This is a genomic window from Trichocoleus sp. AS-A1, from assembly GCF_039962015.1.
GTDB lineage: Bacteria > Cyanobacteriota > Cyanobacteriia > Cyanobacteriales > FACHB-T130 > FACHB-T130.
Genome location: NZ_JAMPKG010000009.1, coordinates 22,520 through 40,362 on the forward strand (window position 1 = coordinate 22,520; position 17,843 = coordinate 40,362).

Genomic DNA, 17,843 nt, shown 5'->3' on the forward strand with positions numbered 1-17,843 from the left:
ACACGTTGTTTTCTGCTTGAAGGCAACCGTAACCCGAATCTGCTGTCTTGGTTTTGAGTACGATCGAGCAAGAGGATCGATCGTTCTGCCATTTAGCTGGGGATTTGTTGGATGTCTTTTAAATCTCTTCATCATATCTTAGGGGCTATCGAAAATCAGGCGGCGTGGCAGGCTAGCCAAGAATTTCAGCGGTTACTCAAGTGTTGGCCTTCGGTGGTGGGAGTGGCGGTGCAGGCTCAAACGCGACCGATTTCCATATCGAGGGGCGTTTTGTCGGTTGCTACATCCAGTGCTGCTTGGGCACAAACGCTGACTTTTGAGCGTCAGCGAATCCTGCAAAAGTTGAATGCCCATCTAGGTAGCAATTTGGTTGATATTCGCTTTTCGACGGCTCAGTGGCAGAAGAAGCCTGGTTCTAATCGTTCCTGGTATGCACAGGAACAATCGGTGGCATGGAAAGAGCATCCCAGTCGAGTTGTTGAGGGGACATCTTCACCGTCGTTGAACCAGAAGGCACAACTGAAAGAACCCCACCAAGCTTTTCAACATTGGGCGGAGGGTGTGCGGGAGCGATCGCAACATTCACCGCTTTGTCCCCAGTGCCAGTGTCCCACCCCTCCAGGAGAACTCCAGCGCTGGGCTGTGTGTGCCCTGTGTGCTGTCAGGCAATGGAAAGGCTAGCTTTCAGTAGATTCGGTGCCATTAAGCCGAAACAGCGATTGGTACTAGGTCGCGGGCAACGCTTGCTTTCTCTGGTGGCACCCCTCAAACCCCACAAATCATCTGCATCGCTTGAATTTATTTAGGTCTATCTGCTTAGTTCCTAATTCAGACCGGAATGTGAAGTTGTTTTGTATCGTATGTTACAGATGCCAGTTTCCTCTCCGTTACATCTTGTAACTTGGACGCCTGCGTAGCCTTCTGTACAAAAGTCTTCTCAGGCGAAGCTTGTATGCCACTAATGCCCTGAATTTATGGCATCAATACTATTTCCCGATTGCTTCGCCCGTATGCTGACATCCTTACTTCCTAAGTGGTTACAGGGAATGTAATGATTTTAATTGCTTACTAAGGCTGACTCAAAGAATTTTAGAGGCAAAAATCTCAATTTAGTCGAGCAATGCAAAGTTTGTCATTTAAATCAAGAGATAAACGACTGAATAAATGAGCTAAATTTAGTCTTTTCTGAAACGGATAGGCTTAAGGTTTGTCTTGATCCCCATAGGGTTTTGTTAAAAAATGGTATTGTTCACGAGATTACTTACTATAGATAGATGTGTCCGTTTTTAATGTTTCATGTGTCTGTCTATTACACAAAGCTAAAGAAAATCTAAATCAGTATTTGTACTTGGGGATCGCTAGAACATAGACGGGGAATATAGATTCCAACATTCCAAACTCTACAACCGTTAATAGAGAATTTTAATATAAAGCATAGATAAAAATTCTCCTAAAGAGGACTCCCATGAAGACCTTAAATACTGTAACTTCTGCCTGCCGGTATTGTCAGTATTACAAGCCCGAAGGGCGTCGTGGGGGTCTTTGTCAGCAACTCGGCGTGCCCGTTCGAGGCGGCTGGGGAGCCTGTTCTTTAGCACTTCCGGCATTTGCGCCGTCTTGGGAACGTCTCGAAGTAATGATGCGCTGGCAGGATGAAACCCTGAAAACACCGGAGGCGCTCTCAATCAAATGTTCGCTGAACTCTTCTCAAGAATCTACCTCGCTTAACGAGAATGTCTCTACTGCCCAACAGTCAGTAGAAGAAGAGGCGCTGCTCGTATGAATAAAATAAAGAATAGTAAGCTCACCTTGCAGTTTGTCAAGGCAACTTGCTTCAACTCTTAAAAAAATAAAGATTTGCTTTAGAATCGCACCTTATTTAAGTCAAGGTGCGATTTTTGATTTAAGAGCCTTGTAGGATACTTTTTTACAAAAGATGACTCTTTAAACCCGTTTTTTTTCAGAAAACGGGTTTTTCCATTTGCGAACGACTAAGGCAGCCAAGGATATTGACGGAAATCGGGTGGACGTTTTTCCAAAAATGCCTGCTTGCCTTCGGCTCCTTCCTCAGTCATGTAATAAAGCAAGGTGGCATTACCGGCGAGTTCTTGCAAACCAGCTTGTCCATCGCAATCGGCGTTGAAAGCAGCTTTTAGACACCGGATGGCAATCGGGCTTTTTTCTAAAATTTCATTAGCCCACTGGATGCCTTCTTGTTCCAGCTGTTCTACAGGCACGACGCAATTCACTAAGCCCATTTCTAGTGCTTGCTGTGCGCTGTACTGGCGGCAGAGAAACCAAATTTCTCGCGCCTTTTTTTGCCCAACAATCCGGGCAAGATAGCTGGCACCAAATCCACCATCGAAGCTGCCGACTTTAGGGCCAGTTTGCCCAAAAACAGCATTATCTGCGGCGATGGTGAGGTCGCAAATCAGGTGCAGGACGTGTCCGCCACCGATGGCATAACCTGCCACAAGCGCAATGACGACTTTGGGCATGGAACGAATTAGGCGTTGCAAGTCTAGGACATTTAGGCGGGGGATGCCTTCATCGTCTACATACCCAGCTTGTCCCCGCACACTTTGATCGCCACCAGAGCAGAAGGCGTATTTGCCATCGGTGTGAGGGCCAGCGCCAGTAAATAATACGACGCCAATGCTAGTATCTTCGCGAGCATCGCAGAAGGCGTTGTAAAGTTCAAAGACGGTTTTGGGACGGAAAGCGTTGCGTTTGTGCGGGCGATTAATCGTGATTTTGGCGATACCGTCGCCTTTGTGATAGAGGATGTCTTCGTAGGTTTTGGCGGTTTGCCAGTTGATTTGCATAGAGAGTTGTGCAGTATTTCGAGTTGTGCAGTATTTCGGCTTGAGAATTTTAACCCAGTGTTTGAAATTACGGTGACTAGGTAGAACCTCAAGAGAGAGGAGGCTTGAGCGATCGCTGTGTCATCATGACGACAGGGCTAAGAAAAGGCATTTTATGGGACAGACTGAGAAGAATTCCGAAGTCGAATCTGAGAATTTTAATGCTTTATCGTCAGATAACGCTTTAACCAATCCGAAAGCAGATCGATTAGGATATGCGACCTTTGCAAGATATCTAGCAGACAGTATTTGCAAAATGAGCTTTCCGGAAGGCTTCGTGATTGCAGTCTACGGTTCCTGGGGTTCTGGCAAATCGACGCTGTTGAATTTTTTAGTTCACTATCTAAAGGAAAAACCAGAGAACGAGCAACCAATTATCGTACCCTTTAATCCCTGGTTGTTTTCCGGGCACGAAGATATCACAAGGCGCTTCATTGACCAATTACAGGCTGTTTTGAGTGAATTCAAGTCTGTACCGAAAGGCTTAAAAGATCGACTAGCCGATTTCGGTAAACTGTTTTCTGAAATTCCTATTCCTTACGCTCCAGCGGGTAAGGTAGTAGAAAAAATATTTGACGATAAGCAAAAGGATACTTCCGACTTAAAAGAAGAAGTCGAAAACACACTGCTAAAGCAGCATCCGCGAATCGTGGTAACAATTGACGATATTGACAGGCTTGCCACTGACGAAATTAGACAGTTGTTTCGCGTTGTCAAAGCCATTCCAAATTTTACAAATGTTGTCTATGTCCTAGCCTGCGATAAAGAAATTGCCCTCAAAGCACTTGCAGACACGCAGGGGACAACTGGAGAAGCCTATCTTGATAAACTTGTTCAAGTTCCTTTTGAGTTACCAATTCCCAATAAAAATCTACTCCGCAGGCTACTTTTTGAAAAACTGAATTTCGTACTTGCTGACACCCCTACACAGCTATTAGATAGAAATTATTGGGGAAATATTTACTATCAAGGGATAGACCAATTTATTACCAACACTCGCGATATCACTCGTTTGATAAACACCTTAAGCATGACGTACCCGGCAGTTCAAGGTGAAGTAAACTCAGTGGATTTCATCGCTGTTGAGTCGCTGCGAGTCTTTTGCCCAACGATATATGACATCATTCGCAAAAATCCTAAAGCTTTTGCAGGAGACACGGATACCAAAGGTTTTGTAAGTGCTACAGCAGACGAACTAAAATCTCTTTACAATTCTTGGCTTGCTCAGCTTCAAGATGAGGATAAAGAGCCAGTTAAACGGTTGCTATTGATCCTCTTTCCTAAGTTATCAGCGATTTGGGGTAATAATACCCAATACGTTGCACAACAAGAGTTAACATGGCGCAGACAACTGCGCGTGTGCAGCTTAGAAGTATTTCCAGTCTACTTCCGTCTGGCGTTACCAGAAGGTGAATTATCGAATACCGAGATGAAAGCCATCCTTGCTTTGGCAGGCGATGCGAAGGCATTTGGAGAAACTCTTGTAGAACTCGCTAATCAAAAACGTCCTGAGGGTACGACGCAAGTTCGGATATTTTTGGAACAACTTGAGGATTACACTGAAAAAGAAATTCCTTTAAATAGCATTCCTTCAATTGTGCAAGCTTTATTGGATGTGGGCGATCGCCTTTTGCGTCCTGAAGACGAACCGTGCGGAATGTTTGATTTTGGAAATGATATCAGAATCAAGCGCATCATCTCACATCTGTTGCGTCGTCTTGAGGAACCAGCACGGTTTGAGGTGTTGAAACAGGCGATGTCAGATGGTAAGGCAGTTTTAACAATTGTGGACAAAGTAGTCGTCCTAGGTCAACAACACGGTAAGTTTGGAGCTAGTGAATCAAATCTAGAAGAAGAAAGACTTATCAGCGCACAGCACCTTGATGAACTTGAAGAAATTGCCTTAAATAAGGTGCAAGATGCCGTGCAGCAAAACTCCCTATTACAAACGCCAGGTTTAGCACATATCCTGTATTATTGGCGGGAGCAAACAAGCGAGGATGAAGTCAAACAGTGGGTTAAAGAGGCGATTAAAAACGACGAAGGGCTAGTTGATTTCTTTGAGAAGTTTTTTGAAAAAGCATTTAGAAAATCTGAGTCTAATATGGGTCAAAGCACCGGCTACGGGCTTGAGCCGAATTTACTTGAACCCTACGTTGACGTATCTTTAGCGATTAACCGGCTTAGGAGCCTTCTTGAAAAGGATTGTTTAACAGAAGAACAGAAAAATGCGATCGCGCGATTTATTGAAGAATAGGACAGGAGTCAGCAGGAGAAAGATTCTGACGATCCATTAGCATGAAAGGCTGAATGATTCACCAGAGTTAACGTTCACAGGATATCTGCTGCCAATTTTCCCAAATTCTCTTTCCGCCATTTGGCATCTACCTTGCGATTGGTTGGCAACTCTAAAACCCGGAGTCCCTGCGATGGCAATGGGTTTAATCGTTGCTTCAGGTGTTCCCAGGATGTAATCACTTCATGCTCTACATTGTAAGTAGCACAAAGCTGAGCAAAATTTATATCCTGTGGTGTGGCAAAAAATTCTTCAAAGGGTGGGTTAAATTTGGAAATCGGCAACATTTCAAAGATGCCGCCGCCATTGTTGTTAATTAAAATTATGGTCAAATGCCCTATAAATTTACTTCTCAGTAAAAAGCCGTTAGTATCGTGCAATAAAGCTAAGTCACCTGTCAGCATCACAGTGCTTTGATTGCGATGTGCAATGCCTAAAGCAGTCGATAAGGTGCCATCAATGCCATTCGCGCCTCGATTAAAAAAGGGCTGAATCCCGGAATTGTTGGGTGCCCAGAAAAACTCTACATCTCGCACCGGCATACTATTAGAAATAAACAGAGGAGTGCCCGGTGGTAGCGTCTTGGAAAGTAACCAAGCGGCTTTTCCTTCAAAAAGTGTGTACATTGTTGCCATCGTTTGGTCGATGGCTTTCCTGACCTTTGATTCGGCTTCACACCAACTGCTGAGATAAGACGCGATCGCTTCCGTCTCTACAAGTTCATTTGGGTAGGTTTGAAATAGGTGTTCTATGGAGATTCGCAGGTGGGTTGTATTGCCGTGCAAGGGATCTAAATTGTGGTGGCTGGGGTCAATTACCCATCGGCGCGGTTGAGTTTTATCTAGCCAGTTTCGCAGTTCTTTACTGGTAGGTAATTCACCGATTTGAATTACCATTTCTGGTGTCAGTTTTTGCGCTAACTGCTGATTACGCAGGATTAAGTCATAGGTAGAAATTAGATAATGGTTCAGTTGACTATAGTTCCTTAATGGAGATAGCGCCTCAGCCAATACAGGCCATTTTAAAGATTTGGAGAGGTGCGCGATCGCGATCGCATACTCTTCCGGTATTTTCGGTTGTGCAGTCCCAGCGATAATAATTCCTCTGTCACATTGCCGCCACTCCTGTATGGGGTTGAAAGTGGTAGGTTGCAGGTTGAAAGTTGCTCCTAATGGCTGACAATTTGCAAAGAAATCTTCTTCTAGTAGAGACGCACCATTTTGCATCTCTACAGCACCGTCGGGACTTGGGGCGAGGGGGTCGCGGAAGGGGATGTTAAGATGAACGGAGCCTGGAGTCGGAAAGAGCATTCTTTCCCACGCATACATCACTGTCTGCCGCAGATAACCCAGCATTCCCATCTCTAGAGAAGGCAACGCTAACTCAGCTTGCCAGTTGGGATAATTGCCAAATAATTTCACCTGATCGATCGTCTGTCCAGAATGACAATCTCGCAATTCTGGGGGGCGATCGGCGGTTAAAACTAAAAGCGGAATTCGACTTTCCCTAGCTTCAATTACGGCTGGGTAAAAATTTGCCCCGGCAGTTCCAGAAGTGCAAACTAACGCCACCGGCAATCCAGATTTTTTCGCAATTCCTAATGCCAAAAATGCGGCGGATCGTTCGTCCAAAACAGGAATGGCTTCTATCTCATCAGTTTGAGCGAAAGCAACAGTAAGGGGTGTTGAACGAGAACCTGGACAAATAACGGCTGTGGTTAATCCTAGTCGCTTTAATGTTTCGGTTAGGATGGAAGCCCAGAGGGAGTTGGTGTTACGAAAATCAACGGGCATTTAAAAGAAGAATGAACCGCAAAGACGCTAAGAAAGAAAGAGAGAAGAGAGAGTTCCGGCTAGACTAAAGCTTTTAGAAGTGCCTGGAGTTTAAGTTGAATTTCTGCTAATTCTTTGTCTGGATCGGAACCAGCAACGATACCGGCACCGGCGTAGAGTCTGGCACGACAGCCATCTATGAGGGCTGAGCGAATTCCCACAACAAATTCACTATTTCCTTGGCGATCTACCCAACCGAGCGGCGCGGCATATAATGACCTATTGAAGGTTTCATAGCGGCAAATTTCTTTCTGGGCACTCTCGCTGGGGACGCCAGCAACGGCTGGTGTCGGATGGAGTTCAGCCAGGATTTCTAAGGGATGAACGCCTGCCGGTATTTTCGCCTGAATGGGTGTCCATAAATGCTGAATATTTAAGAGTTTCAATAGCTGTGGTTGGGACAATACTTGAGGATTTAAACCTAGCTGGGAAAGGCGATCGCGAATAAAATCAATGACTACTCGATGTTCGCGTCTTTCTTTTTCACTGGTTAGTAACCGATTTGCTAATTCCGCATCTTCACTTGCTATTTTTCCTCTAGGTGCTGAACCTGCCAGAGCGTCCGTTACTAATTCATGGTCATGAATACTAATTAAACGTTCGGGACTTGCACCAATAAAACTTTGTCCCTTGCCGTTACTGGTGGAAAAAATATTGCAATCAGGATTGCGAGTTCGTAAATGATTGACGGAGGGAATTAACTGGAAAGGAATCGGGGAGATAACATCAAGGGCGTGAGCCAAAACAATTTTATGAATTTTTTCTTCCTGAATTGATGATAAAGCCTTAACCACCGATGATTTAAAATGGTTTACATCTGCAACATCTTGTTTTTTAAATAGTTTTCTGGCATCAATTGCAATATCTAGAAAAGATGCACTATGAAATCTTTCTAAACCAGTAACTCTGATTGCCTGAAATGTACGCCATAAGCTTTCAGTTAAATCTTGAATATTTATCTCTGAATCAATCAGAATATTTGCGACTACTACCGAAGTCTGATTTTTTAGAGAGATTTGCCATCGGGGTAAGAATACTGTGGCGGAAGGAAAAAGAGAATCCGCTCCTAGATTTTCATTAAAAAATGTAAAAGCGCAGAAAAAATGAGCGCCCGAAAAAGGTAAATTAACTTCACCAATACTCGTGGTATTGGCAATGCAAGATTGAATAAACTCCTGGGATTTGTTAAACCGATTGGGGCTTTCTAGTGTTAGCGCAGCTGCGGTGTCGATGGCAGCGATCGCTTCTCCTTGTGCTGGTTTTTCAAAGTAAAAGTGTAATTGATCGGGTCTAGCGATCGCCTGAAGGACAACCAACGGATCGACTGCTGGGATTTCTTGAGAAATACTGAGGAGCTGTGTCTGTTTTTTTTGTACAGCAGTCTGCTTAAAGGCTAAAAGAAATTGATGCAGTTCGTGAGTGTCTTGAAAAAGATTTTTAAGATAGGGTGTGACTAGCATGGAAGCGAGGATAGGTTGGCAATTTGATGTTAATACAACTAGCTGTGGCTCCTGGTTTATTGTTAGTAATCGAACAAACCTATCCTAAGAGCCAATAGAATAATGACAGTCCGTTGAAAACTGGTCGTATCTGCCAGCCTTCCCCTATTTTCTAAAAGTAAGGTGTGCTTACCAATAACCTTATTGAAATTCTTAACAATTCCCCAAAAATATTTTTTGAGGAATAAGGCTAAGCCTATGTATTGGTTTCTCTGTAGTATTTCTAGTTTACAACTTTCGCCTGCTTTTAAGATTGTCGTCATACTTTCAATGATTCCTTAACTTAAATTTCAGGATGATTACCGCAGGGGCATCTTCATTGATTAGATTTTAATAAGTCTTAAACATTGTATCTAAATCTACACTGTTTAGATAAAATGTGTGATTTGACAGAGCAGAATATGCGGGAGGTCATAACAAGTAGCTAGTTTTGAAAGAACCTGCTTAAGATTTGACATAGGCTAGTCTTCCATAGGTCAAGACACAACTGGAAACCTCTGTCTCCCTACTAAAGGGCTTGTAACAAAGTCTGTAGCAAATATCCTATCACGGCTTTAGAGTTGTAAAATTTGGTAGCTTCTTGGCAGTAGCATAGATTGAGACTAATGAATACAAAATTGATTAATCATCCCACCAGTGGAGGGGCAAACATCAGCGACCCCGGTCTTTGGATGGCAGCGATTAAGCCGCCCATGTACAGCGTTGCTATCATTCCAATTTGGGTGGGAACATCTGTTGCTTTTGCTGACACTCAAGTGCTTCAGGGAGCAATATTTTCTACATTTTTAATGTCAGCAATTTTGATTATTGCATGGCTGAATCTCAGCAATGATGTGTTTGATTCGGAGACGGGTATTGATAAGAACAAAGCCCACTCCTTGGTGAATTTGACAGGTAACAAATCATTAATTTTTTGGCTAGCAAATCTGTTTTTAGGGCTGGGTGTACTGGGAATCTTAGCGATCGCATGGTGGCAACAAGACCTCACAGTCATCGGATTGGTACTCCTGAGCTGTGCGTTGGGCTACAGCTATCAGGGACCTCCCTTTCGCTTAGGCTACCAGGGTTTGGGGGAAATTATCTGCTTTATTTGCTTTGGTCCCCTAGCAGTGGCGGCGGCTTATTATAGTCAAACCGGCACATGGTCGATGACCAGCCTTGCAGTGTCTATTATTGTAGGGATTGCCACGAGTTTAATTTTGTTTTGCTCCCATTTTCACCAGGTTGCGGACGATTTGGCAGCCGGGAAGCGATCGCCCATCGTCCGCCTAGGCACTCAGAGAGGATCGCAATTATTGTCCTGGTTTAGCGGCAGTATTTATGCGCTGACTGGGTTGTTTGTCGTTTTGCAAATTTTTCCCGTTTGGACGTTGCTAACCTTTGCAAGTTTGCCCTTCGCCATCAAATTATGCCGCCACGTCCACCAGTATCACGATCAACCGGAGAAGGTCAGTAACAGCAAATTCATCGCAGTATCCCTACATTTTTGGAGTGGACTGCTGTTGGGATTGGGGTTTGTACTGCCGTTATAGCTGATGCAATATCGGTTTGAGTTTTGTCCTTACCGGCGGAGATTTGTGCGTCCCTTGCAAACCAGTCACGGCATCTGGGACATTCGAGAGGGCATCATCCTCCGCCTCACTGATGAGAACGGGCAAGTCGGCTGGGGCGAAATCGCCCCCCTGAGCTGGTTTGGTTCCGAAACCTTAGAGCAAGCGCTGTCATTTTGTCGCCAGCTGCCGGAGGAAATTACCGATGAGATGATTTACTCCATCCCATCTGCCCTTCCCGCCTGTCAATTTGGCTTGGAGTCCGCTTGGGAAGATATCTCTCATTTTCAGGATAAGGCAAACCTAACCCCCCAGCCCCCCTTCCCTGCTGGGGACGGGGGGGAATTGAAAGCCTCTCTCCAACCCCCCTTAAAAAGGGGGGAAAGGGGGGATCGAGAGGGGTTGGGGGAGAGGTTCAGCGAAAGCCTCACAAGAGAATATGCGTACAGCGGCTTACTCCCCGCTGGCGAGGCCGCTTTAAATCAATGGCAGACACTTTGGAACCAAGGATATCGCACCTTCAAATGGAAAATCGGCGTTTACCCAATTGCAGATGAACTAAAAATTTTCCAACGACTTACCCAAACACTGCCAGAAGGGGTAAAACTGCGCCTGGATGCCAATGGGGGACTCAGTTACGAGCAAGCAAACCTGTGGCTGTGGACTTGCGACAATGTTAAGGCGGAGGAATTACCTGTAGAAATTGAATTTCTCGAACAACCGCTGTCTGTGGCTCAATTTCAGGGGATGGCGGAATTAAGTATGTGCTACGCCACTGCGATCGCCTTAGATGAATCCGTGGCTACAATTGACCAGATGGCAACTGCGTACCGTGAAGGTTGGCGGGGGATTTTTGTCATTAAGCCCTGCATCGCCGGTTCTCCATCCCGTTTGCGCCAATTTTGCCAACAACATGAAATTGATGCCGTCTTCTCCTCCGTCTTTGAAACCACGATGGGTAGACAGGCAGCATTAAAGCTAGCAGCAGAATTATCCCGTCACAATCGAGCAGTCGGTTTTGGCATCAACCACTGGTTTGACGAAGATGAAGAAATCAGATTTAAGAATTGATGGAATCGCCACTAGACTATCTTAAAGAACGTGCTAATGATGACTGGCTGATTGGTTACGACAGTCGCAAATTTATTGATATTGCCGAGCAATTATTTAATCAATTAACCCCGCTTGCGAACTCGGAAAATAAACCAAAAATATTACTAGCAGAGCGAGAACCAATCCAATTTATTGCTAGCTTCATCGCTTCCTGTGCCGCTGGTTGTCCAGTTTTTATTTGTAATCCCAACTGGGTTAAACACGAATGGCAACAAGTTTTTGATTTAGTCCAACCAGACCTAATTTGGGGAGCTTGCCCTTATCGTTTAACCTTCCCATCTTGTAGAGACAAAAATCGCGTCTCTGCAACTAGCAACAACTGGATTATGATTCCCACTGGAGGTTCATCAGGGCAGATTCGATTTGCCATCCACACCTGGGAAACCTTAATGGCATCCGTACAAGGTTTTAGACAGTATTTTCAAATAAATCAAGTAAATTCTTTTTGTGTATTGCCCCTGTATCATGTCAGCGGTTTGATGCAATTTATGCGTTCCTTCACCTCTGGGGGAAGATTAGCAATTGTGCCATTTAAAGAATTAGAATCTAGTGAAAAGTGCGATATCGATCCATCTGAATGTTTTCTATCCTTAGTACCCACTCAACTGCAACGTCTCCTACAAAGTCCAGAGTTAACCGCCTGGTTATCCAGCTTTCAGACAGTGCTTTTGGGAGGTGCCCCTGCGTGGATAGAACTTCTGGAAGAGGCGAGACGCCACAGCATCCGCTTAGCACCCACTTATGGCATGACAGAAACCGCCTCGCAAATTGCCACCCTCAAACCAGAATATTTTCTCAACGGTACTAACAATTGCGGTCAGATTCTCCCCCATGCCAAAGTGACAATTTGTAGTTCTAGCAGCGAGATATTAGAAATCAACCAAGTAGGAACTGTTACCGTTAAATCTGATTCTTTGGCACTTGGTTACTATCCTGAAAAATTTCCTAATCAACAACATTTCCAAGTAGATGATTTAGGCTTTATTGACGAACAGAGTAATTTAAATATTATCGGTCGTAGCAGTAACAAAATTATCACAGGTGGCGAAAACGTCTTCCCCTCTGAAGTAGAAGCTGCAATTCAAGCTACAGGTTTAGTTGCTGATGTCTGTGTAATTGGTTTACCCGACTCTCACTGGGGACAAATTGTAACAGCCGTTTATGTTCCCAGTAAATCAGACATTTCTACTTATACTCTACAAATAGAAATTGAAGATAAATTGAGCAAATTTAAACGCCCTAAATACTGGGTGCGAGTAGAAACATTACCAAGAAACGCTCAGGGAAAAGTGAACCGCGAACAGCTACAAAAAATTGCTTATAGTAGGGTATTTTAGTGACAGCATAACGAAGTCTAACGCACTCTATAAACTCTCTCTTCGCATCCTTTGCGTCTACTCGCGCATCCCTCTCGCGCATCCGCGCCGCTACGCGAACGCTAATGCGGTTTATTCCTCTTCTTCCTTCAATTGCTGAAGCCATCGAATCATCTCCGCTGGAATTTCTTTTCTACTTCTAGTAGCTGCATCGATGCAAACGTGCCGAGTAATTGCTTGTGCGACTACCCGATTCTCTGCAATAAATTGGTAATTAACTTCAAATTTTTCAGATGAAAGATGTTGAGGAATTAACTGAATAACTACTTTGTCACCACAATACATCGGACTGAAAAAATCAACGCTGGCATGAACAATAGGAATCGCAACATTCGGGTTGCTGAAAAACAACTTGAGATTGATATCCAAAGCCGCTAGGGATTCTTCATAAGCTTCGTGACACATTGCCAAGACATTAGCAAAGTAGACAACACCGGCGGCGTCGGTATCCTGAAAACGAATCGTTCGGGTATAAGTAAATGACATTTATAGATAGATGCGATCGCTTCGCCTTAAACTTTGTTTTACGCTTCTTCTAGCCTTTCTATTCTCTCATCTACCAACCACTAATAATTTTCTTCAGCTCTCCAACATCTAGACAATCGAAAGCAAAAGCTTTACGAAGCAGCTTGCTAGGAATAAACTCATCATACTTTTGCATTTTTAAAGGTTCTTCAACAGCAACTAAATCTAACGCCGTAATCCTTTTATTGCCAAACGCCAGGATTTCCGAGCCAAGCTCTTCAACCCCATCCTTTCCAAGTTTAACGGTCATAAAGTATGGAGCTCGACCCCCAATCTTCTTGATATCTAGAGACTCTCTACCAAAGAAATTTAGAAACCTTTCCAAGGTGCGGTAAGCGACAGTACCCATCCAAGGAAATATGCAGCAAGTTTTGCTTCCTAATGAAACAATATTATTTCTTTCAAATTCCCCAAATCGAGCTAATTGACGAGCTTCATTCAGGCGCTTTTTAGCATTACTTTGCAAATAGCTATACTGCATATCCTCAAAAAGAACCTTTCGCATCCGTTCAAGAACTTTTGTATGAATATTGCTACTGCCACCATGCCAAGAAATTTTAGCTTGACCTTGCGCTTGCTTGACAAAAACCGTTTTTGTTTTAACATCGCTATCCAAAACTTCCCACGTTCTCCCTGCCAAGGCAAAGCAATTGCCAACAGGTGGAGGCATCAGGATACTGCCAATTTCCATCGATTCATCCCTAACAGCATACTCAACCGTGTCGGAAAAAACGGCGTAAAAATGAAAATTTTTTACAATTTTCTCCCCAGCTAATCCGATAATTAATTTGTCTCCCTCAGTCTGCTGAAGGTGGTCAATTCCTATCAAGTTTCGGAGCAATTGCCTAAAATCATCTTTAGATATAGCTGCAAAGGGTGGTAAGGCTAAAACTTGCTGAGCTAAAGCTGCGGGAGAGAGTTCCTCCAGCGCTGCTAAAATACTCATTGTTTGGTGATATAAAAGGCTAAAAGGATATTTAACCGGCTTGATTGGCTCAATCCAGCGTTCTTCTAAGTAAAGTTGGATAATCGCGATAGCTTGCAACAGTTGCCAAGGAATTTGATTAGGAAGCGATTCCTCTGTTGATAGTTCTTCCTCCGCGCAAACAAACCGCATATCTGCCGCACTTCCTCGCCTTCCCGAACGTCCCAATCTCTGCAAGAAACTGGATACAGATAAAGGCGCGTTTAATTGAATGACTCGCTCTAATTGACCGAGATCGATTCCTAATTCAAGCGTGATAGTTGCAGCAGTAACAGATGGAACTTTGGTATCGCGCATCGCATCCTCAGCCGCTTCCCTTAAGGAGGTAGAAATACTGCCATGATGGACGTGATAAATATCTGGTAATCCTTCAGCTTCGGCTATTTCACGCAGGCTGGCAATCACTGATTCTGTATCTGAGCGATTGTTAGCAAAGATCAGGCTTTTTCGAGATTTAGTGATATCAAAGATATGCCTGTAGTAAGGACTAACAACTAAATCATCAGTCTCATCTGTTTCAACGGGAGAAACAAAAAAATGCTCTAAAGCCAGATTGATTTTTCGTTTTCCTCCCTCGATATCCGGAGTAATGACTGGCGTTTCAGTTCCCAGTCGCAGCCAGTCTTCAGCGAGTGAATAATCGCCAAGGGTAGCTGATAAACCAATCCGACGGGTGGGATTTTTTACAAATTTTGAAAGGCGTGCCAACTGGCAGAGAATTTGGCAACCCCGTTCGGAACCCATAAAGGCATGGATTTCATCAATAATGACAAAACGTAAGTCTCCGAACAAGCGAAACAGTTGAGTATTTTTATTAATTAAGAGACTTTCTAAAGATTCTGGCGTTATTTGCAGAATCCCTTTGGGATCTTTTAGGAGTTGTTTCTTCCGAGCCTGAGAAACATCGCCGTGCCAGTGCCAGACTGGAATATCTGCTTCTTTTAAAAGGTCATTTAGACGCTCAAATTGGTCGTTGATTAACGCTTTTATCGGGCTAATATAAAGTGCCCCAATCGTTGTAGATGGGTTTTGATGTAATAAAGTTAGAACGGGAAGAAAAGCTGCTTCTGTTTTCCCGGATGCGGTTCCGGCGGCGATTAACAAGTGAGCATCTGTTTCAAAAATAACCTTACAGGCTTCAACTTGAACGTCTCTTAATTCAGTCCAATCTTGGGTGTAAATGTATTCTTGAATAAAAGGCGCTAATTTAGCAAAAGCCTGTTCGCTCATAGGGTAAATTCTGCAAATTCAGTATTCCCATCTACCTCTGGGTTTTTGCCAGGAGAAGTCGGTTTAAAATTGGAACCATGAATGAGTTCTCTGAAAGAGATGTTGGGGTTTTGTTGAAGGATATTCAAAATACTGATAAAATCGCGGACAACTTCACGGGGTGTCAAGAATTTGTCTGCACCTAAGCGATTGATAACTTCTTGCATAAACTCTTGCAAGTCACTCGGTTTCAGAGTTTTATTATAGTTGTAATGAGTAGCATGAATATCCACCAATCGGTGCAAAAGCTCGGATATATTTTGCTGGGTTAATATTTCTAGCTGGATGACGGGTGCTGAGGTATCCTGATGACCTCCTTTGACACGGCTGCTTAAGCGCGATCGCAATGCTTCATCACTGTATAACCCCCGGCGTTTGTCCTCCACAAATTCTGGCGTTCCTCCGATAAAAATGCCGAGATTTTCTGCTCTTCCCTGCATCGTATCGTTGAACATTGCCAATAGCTTATCGTAGTTTTTTTGACGGGAAGCGGTATGAGTAATTTTGTACAAATGAACGGCTTCATCCACCAAAATTAAAAGCCCTTTGTAGCCAATATCTGAAACAAACTTTGCAACTAGCTTGATGTAGTCATACCAAGTTTCATCGTCAATGATGACACGTACTCCCAGCGCGGTTTTTGCCTCAGTCTTCGTCCCAAATTCCCCTCGAAGCCAACGTAGCGCTGCTTCCTTTTTATCATCATCCTCCGAACGATAGCCGCGCCAATAGGCGATGATGACATTCGCAAAGTCAAACCCGTGAACTAAGCCTTCTATATCCTTAACGACTTCCCGAATTTTCTCTTCTACTTTATCGTCAAACCCAGTGTCGTTGGGTCTCATCCCGCTTTCTTGTGCAACTTGGTTTTGAATATTATTAATCCATCCTTCCAAAATGGGTGTGAAAGCGCCACCTTCTGGGCGAATTTTGGTGGAAAGATTCTGCATTAATTCCCGATAAGTTGCAACCCCTTTTCCGTCAGTTCCTGCGAGTCGCCGTTCGGGAGATAAATCAGCATCAGCTACTACGAAACCTCTTTCCATCGCGTGATTGCGAATCAGTTGTAGCATAAAGCTTTTACCGGAACCATAGCGTCCTACAACGAAGCGAAACCCGGCACCGCCTTCGCCAATATTATCGAAATCCTGTAAAATAGCTTTGACTTCTTTTTCGCGTCCCACAGCAATATGTTCCAGACCGATTCTAGGAACAACACCTGCACCAAGAGAACTGATTAAAGCATTCGATATTCTTTTGGTAATTTTGATTTTTGTCATGATTTAAAATAATTTATTTGTTGCTATATAGGCGGACAAAGCTTTGACGTTTCTCATTCTGTCTCACCTACGAGGAATGAGGTGAGGTTTTTGATTCGGTTTACTTAGGTTTTATAATAAATTTTGATAAATTGTTAGTTTTATAAAACTAAGTTTCGAGCATCTTCTTCACTTTTGTCAAGTGTTCTTCTGCGATCGCAGGCGGAATCGATGCTGAACCTGGTTCAATGATAAAATCGCCAATGGTATCTATAGCACGTTCGTTTATTGCATCTATCAATAGTTGAGGCATGGTTATATTTATCTCAGCAATTTTCTTGAGCGTTGCACTTGGATTGTTTTGCTCTACTATGGCTTTGATTATCTGAATATCATCATTTGTAAGTTTTGTTTTTAGAGCATTCCATTCCGCTGATAAATTTCCTACTGATTGTTTTTTTTGTATTTCTAAAAAAGGAATTGCCTGGGACTGCATTTTTTGAGGTTTTTTGGGATTTAAATCCCCACTTTTTAACTGCTTGTATTCCAAATTTAAAGAGGATACTTGCCCTTGCAATTGACCTAATTCTACTTTTAAAAGCCCCAGGGATTGATTCAGCGCTGCTCTTTGTGCTTCCAATATCTGAAGCTGAGTTTGTAGATTATCTACTTCTGATTGTAAAGGGCGTTTTTGTTTTTTAAGGTTAGTGACTTCTTGCTCAAGGATTGTTTTATGACTCTGATTATCTGTGACTTGATCTTGCAGCCGCTTGAGTTCTGTTTTCAGGGAATTTAAGCTGGTTTCTGTTTTCTGTCTTTCCGCTCTTGCTGCCAACAAGGATTCATTGATTTCTGCTTTTTGTCTTTCCAGAACCTCAAGTTGAGTTTGGAGAATAAACCCTTGTTCTTCTAGTTGGTATCTATAAGCTCCTAAAGTGGATACTTCCCGATTAATCACCTCTCTTCGGTTATAACTTTCTGCTATTTGTCCGTGCAGTTGGTTTAGGCTTGACTCCAAATAATAGAGATCATCTTCTAAGTTTTGTCTTTCATCGGAAATCGCTTGAATTTCATTTTGTAGAAAAAACTTCTGCTTTCTTTGTTTAATTTGTACAACAATAGCTCCTGCATAAGTAGCAGGTAGAGTAATTAAACCTGTAACCAAGGCTTTCGGGAAATCTCGGTTAGCAATAAGGCTCAGGAAAAAGCTCACACCGAAGGCAATTAAACCTAGTAAAATCCGATTGCTTACCTTAACCGATCGCATATCATTTT

General features: G+C 43.4%; 13 protein-coding genes. 6 read left to right on the forward strand and 7 right to left on the reverse strand.

Annotated elements, in window-relative coordinates; genetic code table 11:
• Positions 1-111: 111 nt before the first annotated feature.
• Positions 112-681: a DciA family protein gene (locus tag NC994_RS08970; RefSeq protein WP_190414932.1), complete on the forward strand. Its 570-nt coding sequence runs from the start codon at positions 112-114 to the stop codon at positions 679-681.
• Positions 682-1,465: 784 nt separating this feature from the next.
• Positions 1,466-1,783, forward strand: coding sequence for a hypothetical protein (locus NC994_RS08975; RefSeq protein ID WP_190414933.1), 318 nt, complete (start codon positions 1,466-1,468; stop codon positions 1,781-1,783).
• A 208-nt stretch (positions 1,784-1,991) separates the two neighbouring features.
• Here the strand turns inward: NC994_RS08975 and menB are convergent, their stop codons facing one another.
• A complete protein-coding gene (gene menB / locus NC994_RS08980) occupies positions 1,992-2,825 on the reverse strand; it encodes a 1,4-dihydroxy-2-naphthoyl-CoA synthase (protein ID WP_190414934.1) in 834 nt (277 codons plus the stop codon).
• 154 nt (positions 2,826-2,979) lie between these two features.
• Here menB and NC994_RS08985 point away from each other — a divergent pair, with 154 nt between their 5' ends.
• Positions 2,980-5,121, forward strand: coding sequence for a P-loop NTPase fold protein (locus NC994_RS08985; protein WP_190431902.1), 2,142 nt, complete (start codon positions 2,980-2,982; stop codon positions 5,119-5,121).
• 74 nt (positions 5,122-5,195) lie between these two features.
• On the opposite strand, the gene menD is transcribed toward NC994_RS08985, so the two are convergent.
• The gene (menD, locus tag NC994_RS08990) at positions 5,196-6,953 is read right to left on the reverse strand and encodes a 2-succinyl-5-enolpyruvyl-6-hydroxy-3-cyclohexene-1-carboxylic-acid synthase (protein WP_190431904.1); all 1,758 of its coding nucleotides are present in this window, start codon (positions 6,951-6,953) and stop codon (positions 5,196-5,198) included.
• Positions 6,954-7,012: 59 nt separating this feature from the next.
• Positions 7,013-8,452: an isochorismate synthase gene (locus tag NC994_RS08995; RefSeq protein ID WP_190431906.1), complete on the reverse strand. Its 1,440-nt coding sequence runs from the start codon at positions 8,450-8,452 to the stop codon at positions 7,013-7,015.
• A gap of 644 nt (positions 8,453-9,096) precedes the next feature.
• Between NC994_RS08995 and menA the strand changes: the two genes are divergently transcribed.
• Genes menA through NC994_RS09010 form a run of 3 tightly spaced genes read left to right on the forward strand, consistent with a single transcriptional unit; the run spans position 9,097 to position 12,491 of the window.
• Positions 9,097-10,023 (forward strand): 2-carboxy-1,4-naphthoquinone phytyltransferase, encoded by a 927-nt coding sequence (gene menA, locus NC994_RS09000; protein WP_190431908.1) that lies wholly within the window; start codon positions 9,097-9,099, stop codon positions 10,021-10,023.
• Between the two features lie 3 nt (positions 10,024-10,026).
• Positions 10,027-11,112 carry an o-succinylbenzoate synthase gene (locus NC994_RS09005; RefSeq protein WP_190431910.1) on the forward strand — a complete coding sequence of 362 codons (1,086 nt, stop codon included), beginning with the start codon at positions 10,027-10,029 and terminating at the stop codon, positions 11,110-11,112.
• Positions 11,112-12,491 carry a 2-succinylbenzoate--CoA ligase gene (locus tag NC994_RS09010; protein WP_190431912.1) on the forward strand — a complete coding sequence of 460 codons (1,380 nt, stop codon included), beginning with the start codon at positions 11,112-11,114 and terminating at the stop codon, positions 12,489-12,491. The genes NC994_RS09005 and NC994_RS09010 overlap by 1 nt, the downstream gene beginning before the upstream one ends.
• Positions 12,492-12,602: 111 nt before the next feature.
• On the opposite strand, the gene NC994_RS09015 is transcribed toward NC994_RS09010, so the two are convergent.
• The 4 genes from NC994_RS09015 to NC994_RS09030 form a co-directional block, all read right to left on the reverse strand.
• Complete coding sequence (locus NC994_RS09015; RefSeq protein WP_190431914.1) at positions 12,603-13,016, reverse strand: thioesterase family protein; 414 nt, start codon at positions 13,014-13,016, stop codon at positions 12,603-12,605.
• 70 nt (positions 13,017-13,086) lie between these two features.
• Complete coding sequence (locus tag NC994_RS09020) at positions 13,087-15,270, reverse strand: DEAD/DEAH box helicase (protein WP_190431916.1); 2,184 nt, start codon at positions 15,268-15,270, stop codon at positions 13,087-13,089.
• Positions 15,267-16,589: an ATP-binding protein gene (locus tag NC994_RS09025; RefSeq protein ID WP_190431918.1), complete on the reverse strand. Its 1,323-nt coding sequence runs from the start codon at positions 16,587-16,589 to the stop codon at positions 15,267-15,269. Before NC994_RS09025 ends, NC994_RS09020 begins: the two co-directional genes overlap by 4 nt.
• 148 nt (positions 16,590-16,737) lie before the next feature.
• Entirely contained in the window at positions 16,738-17,835 is a 1,098-nt protein-coding gene (locus NC994_RS09030) for a tellurite resistance TerB C-terminal domain-containing protein (protein WP_190431920.1), read from the reverse strand.
• Positions 17,836-17,843 lie beyond the last annotated feature (8 nt).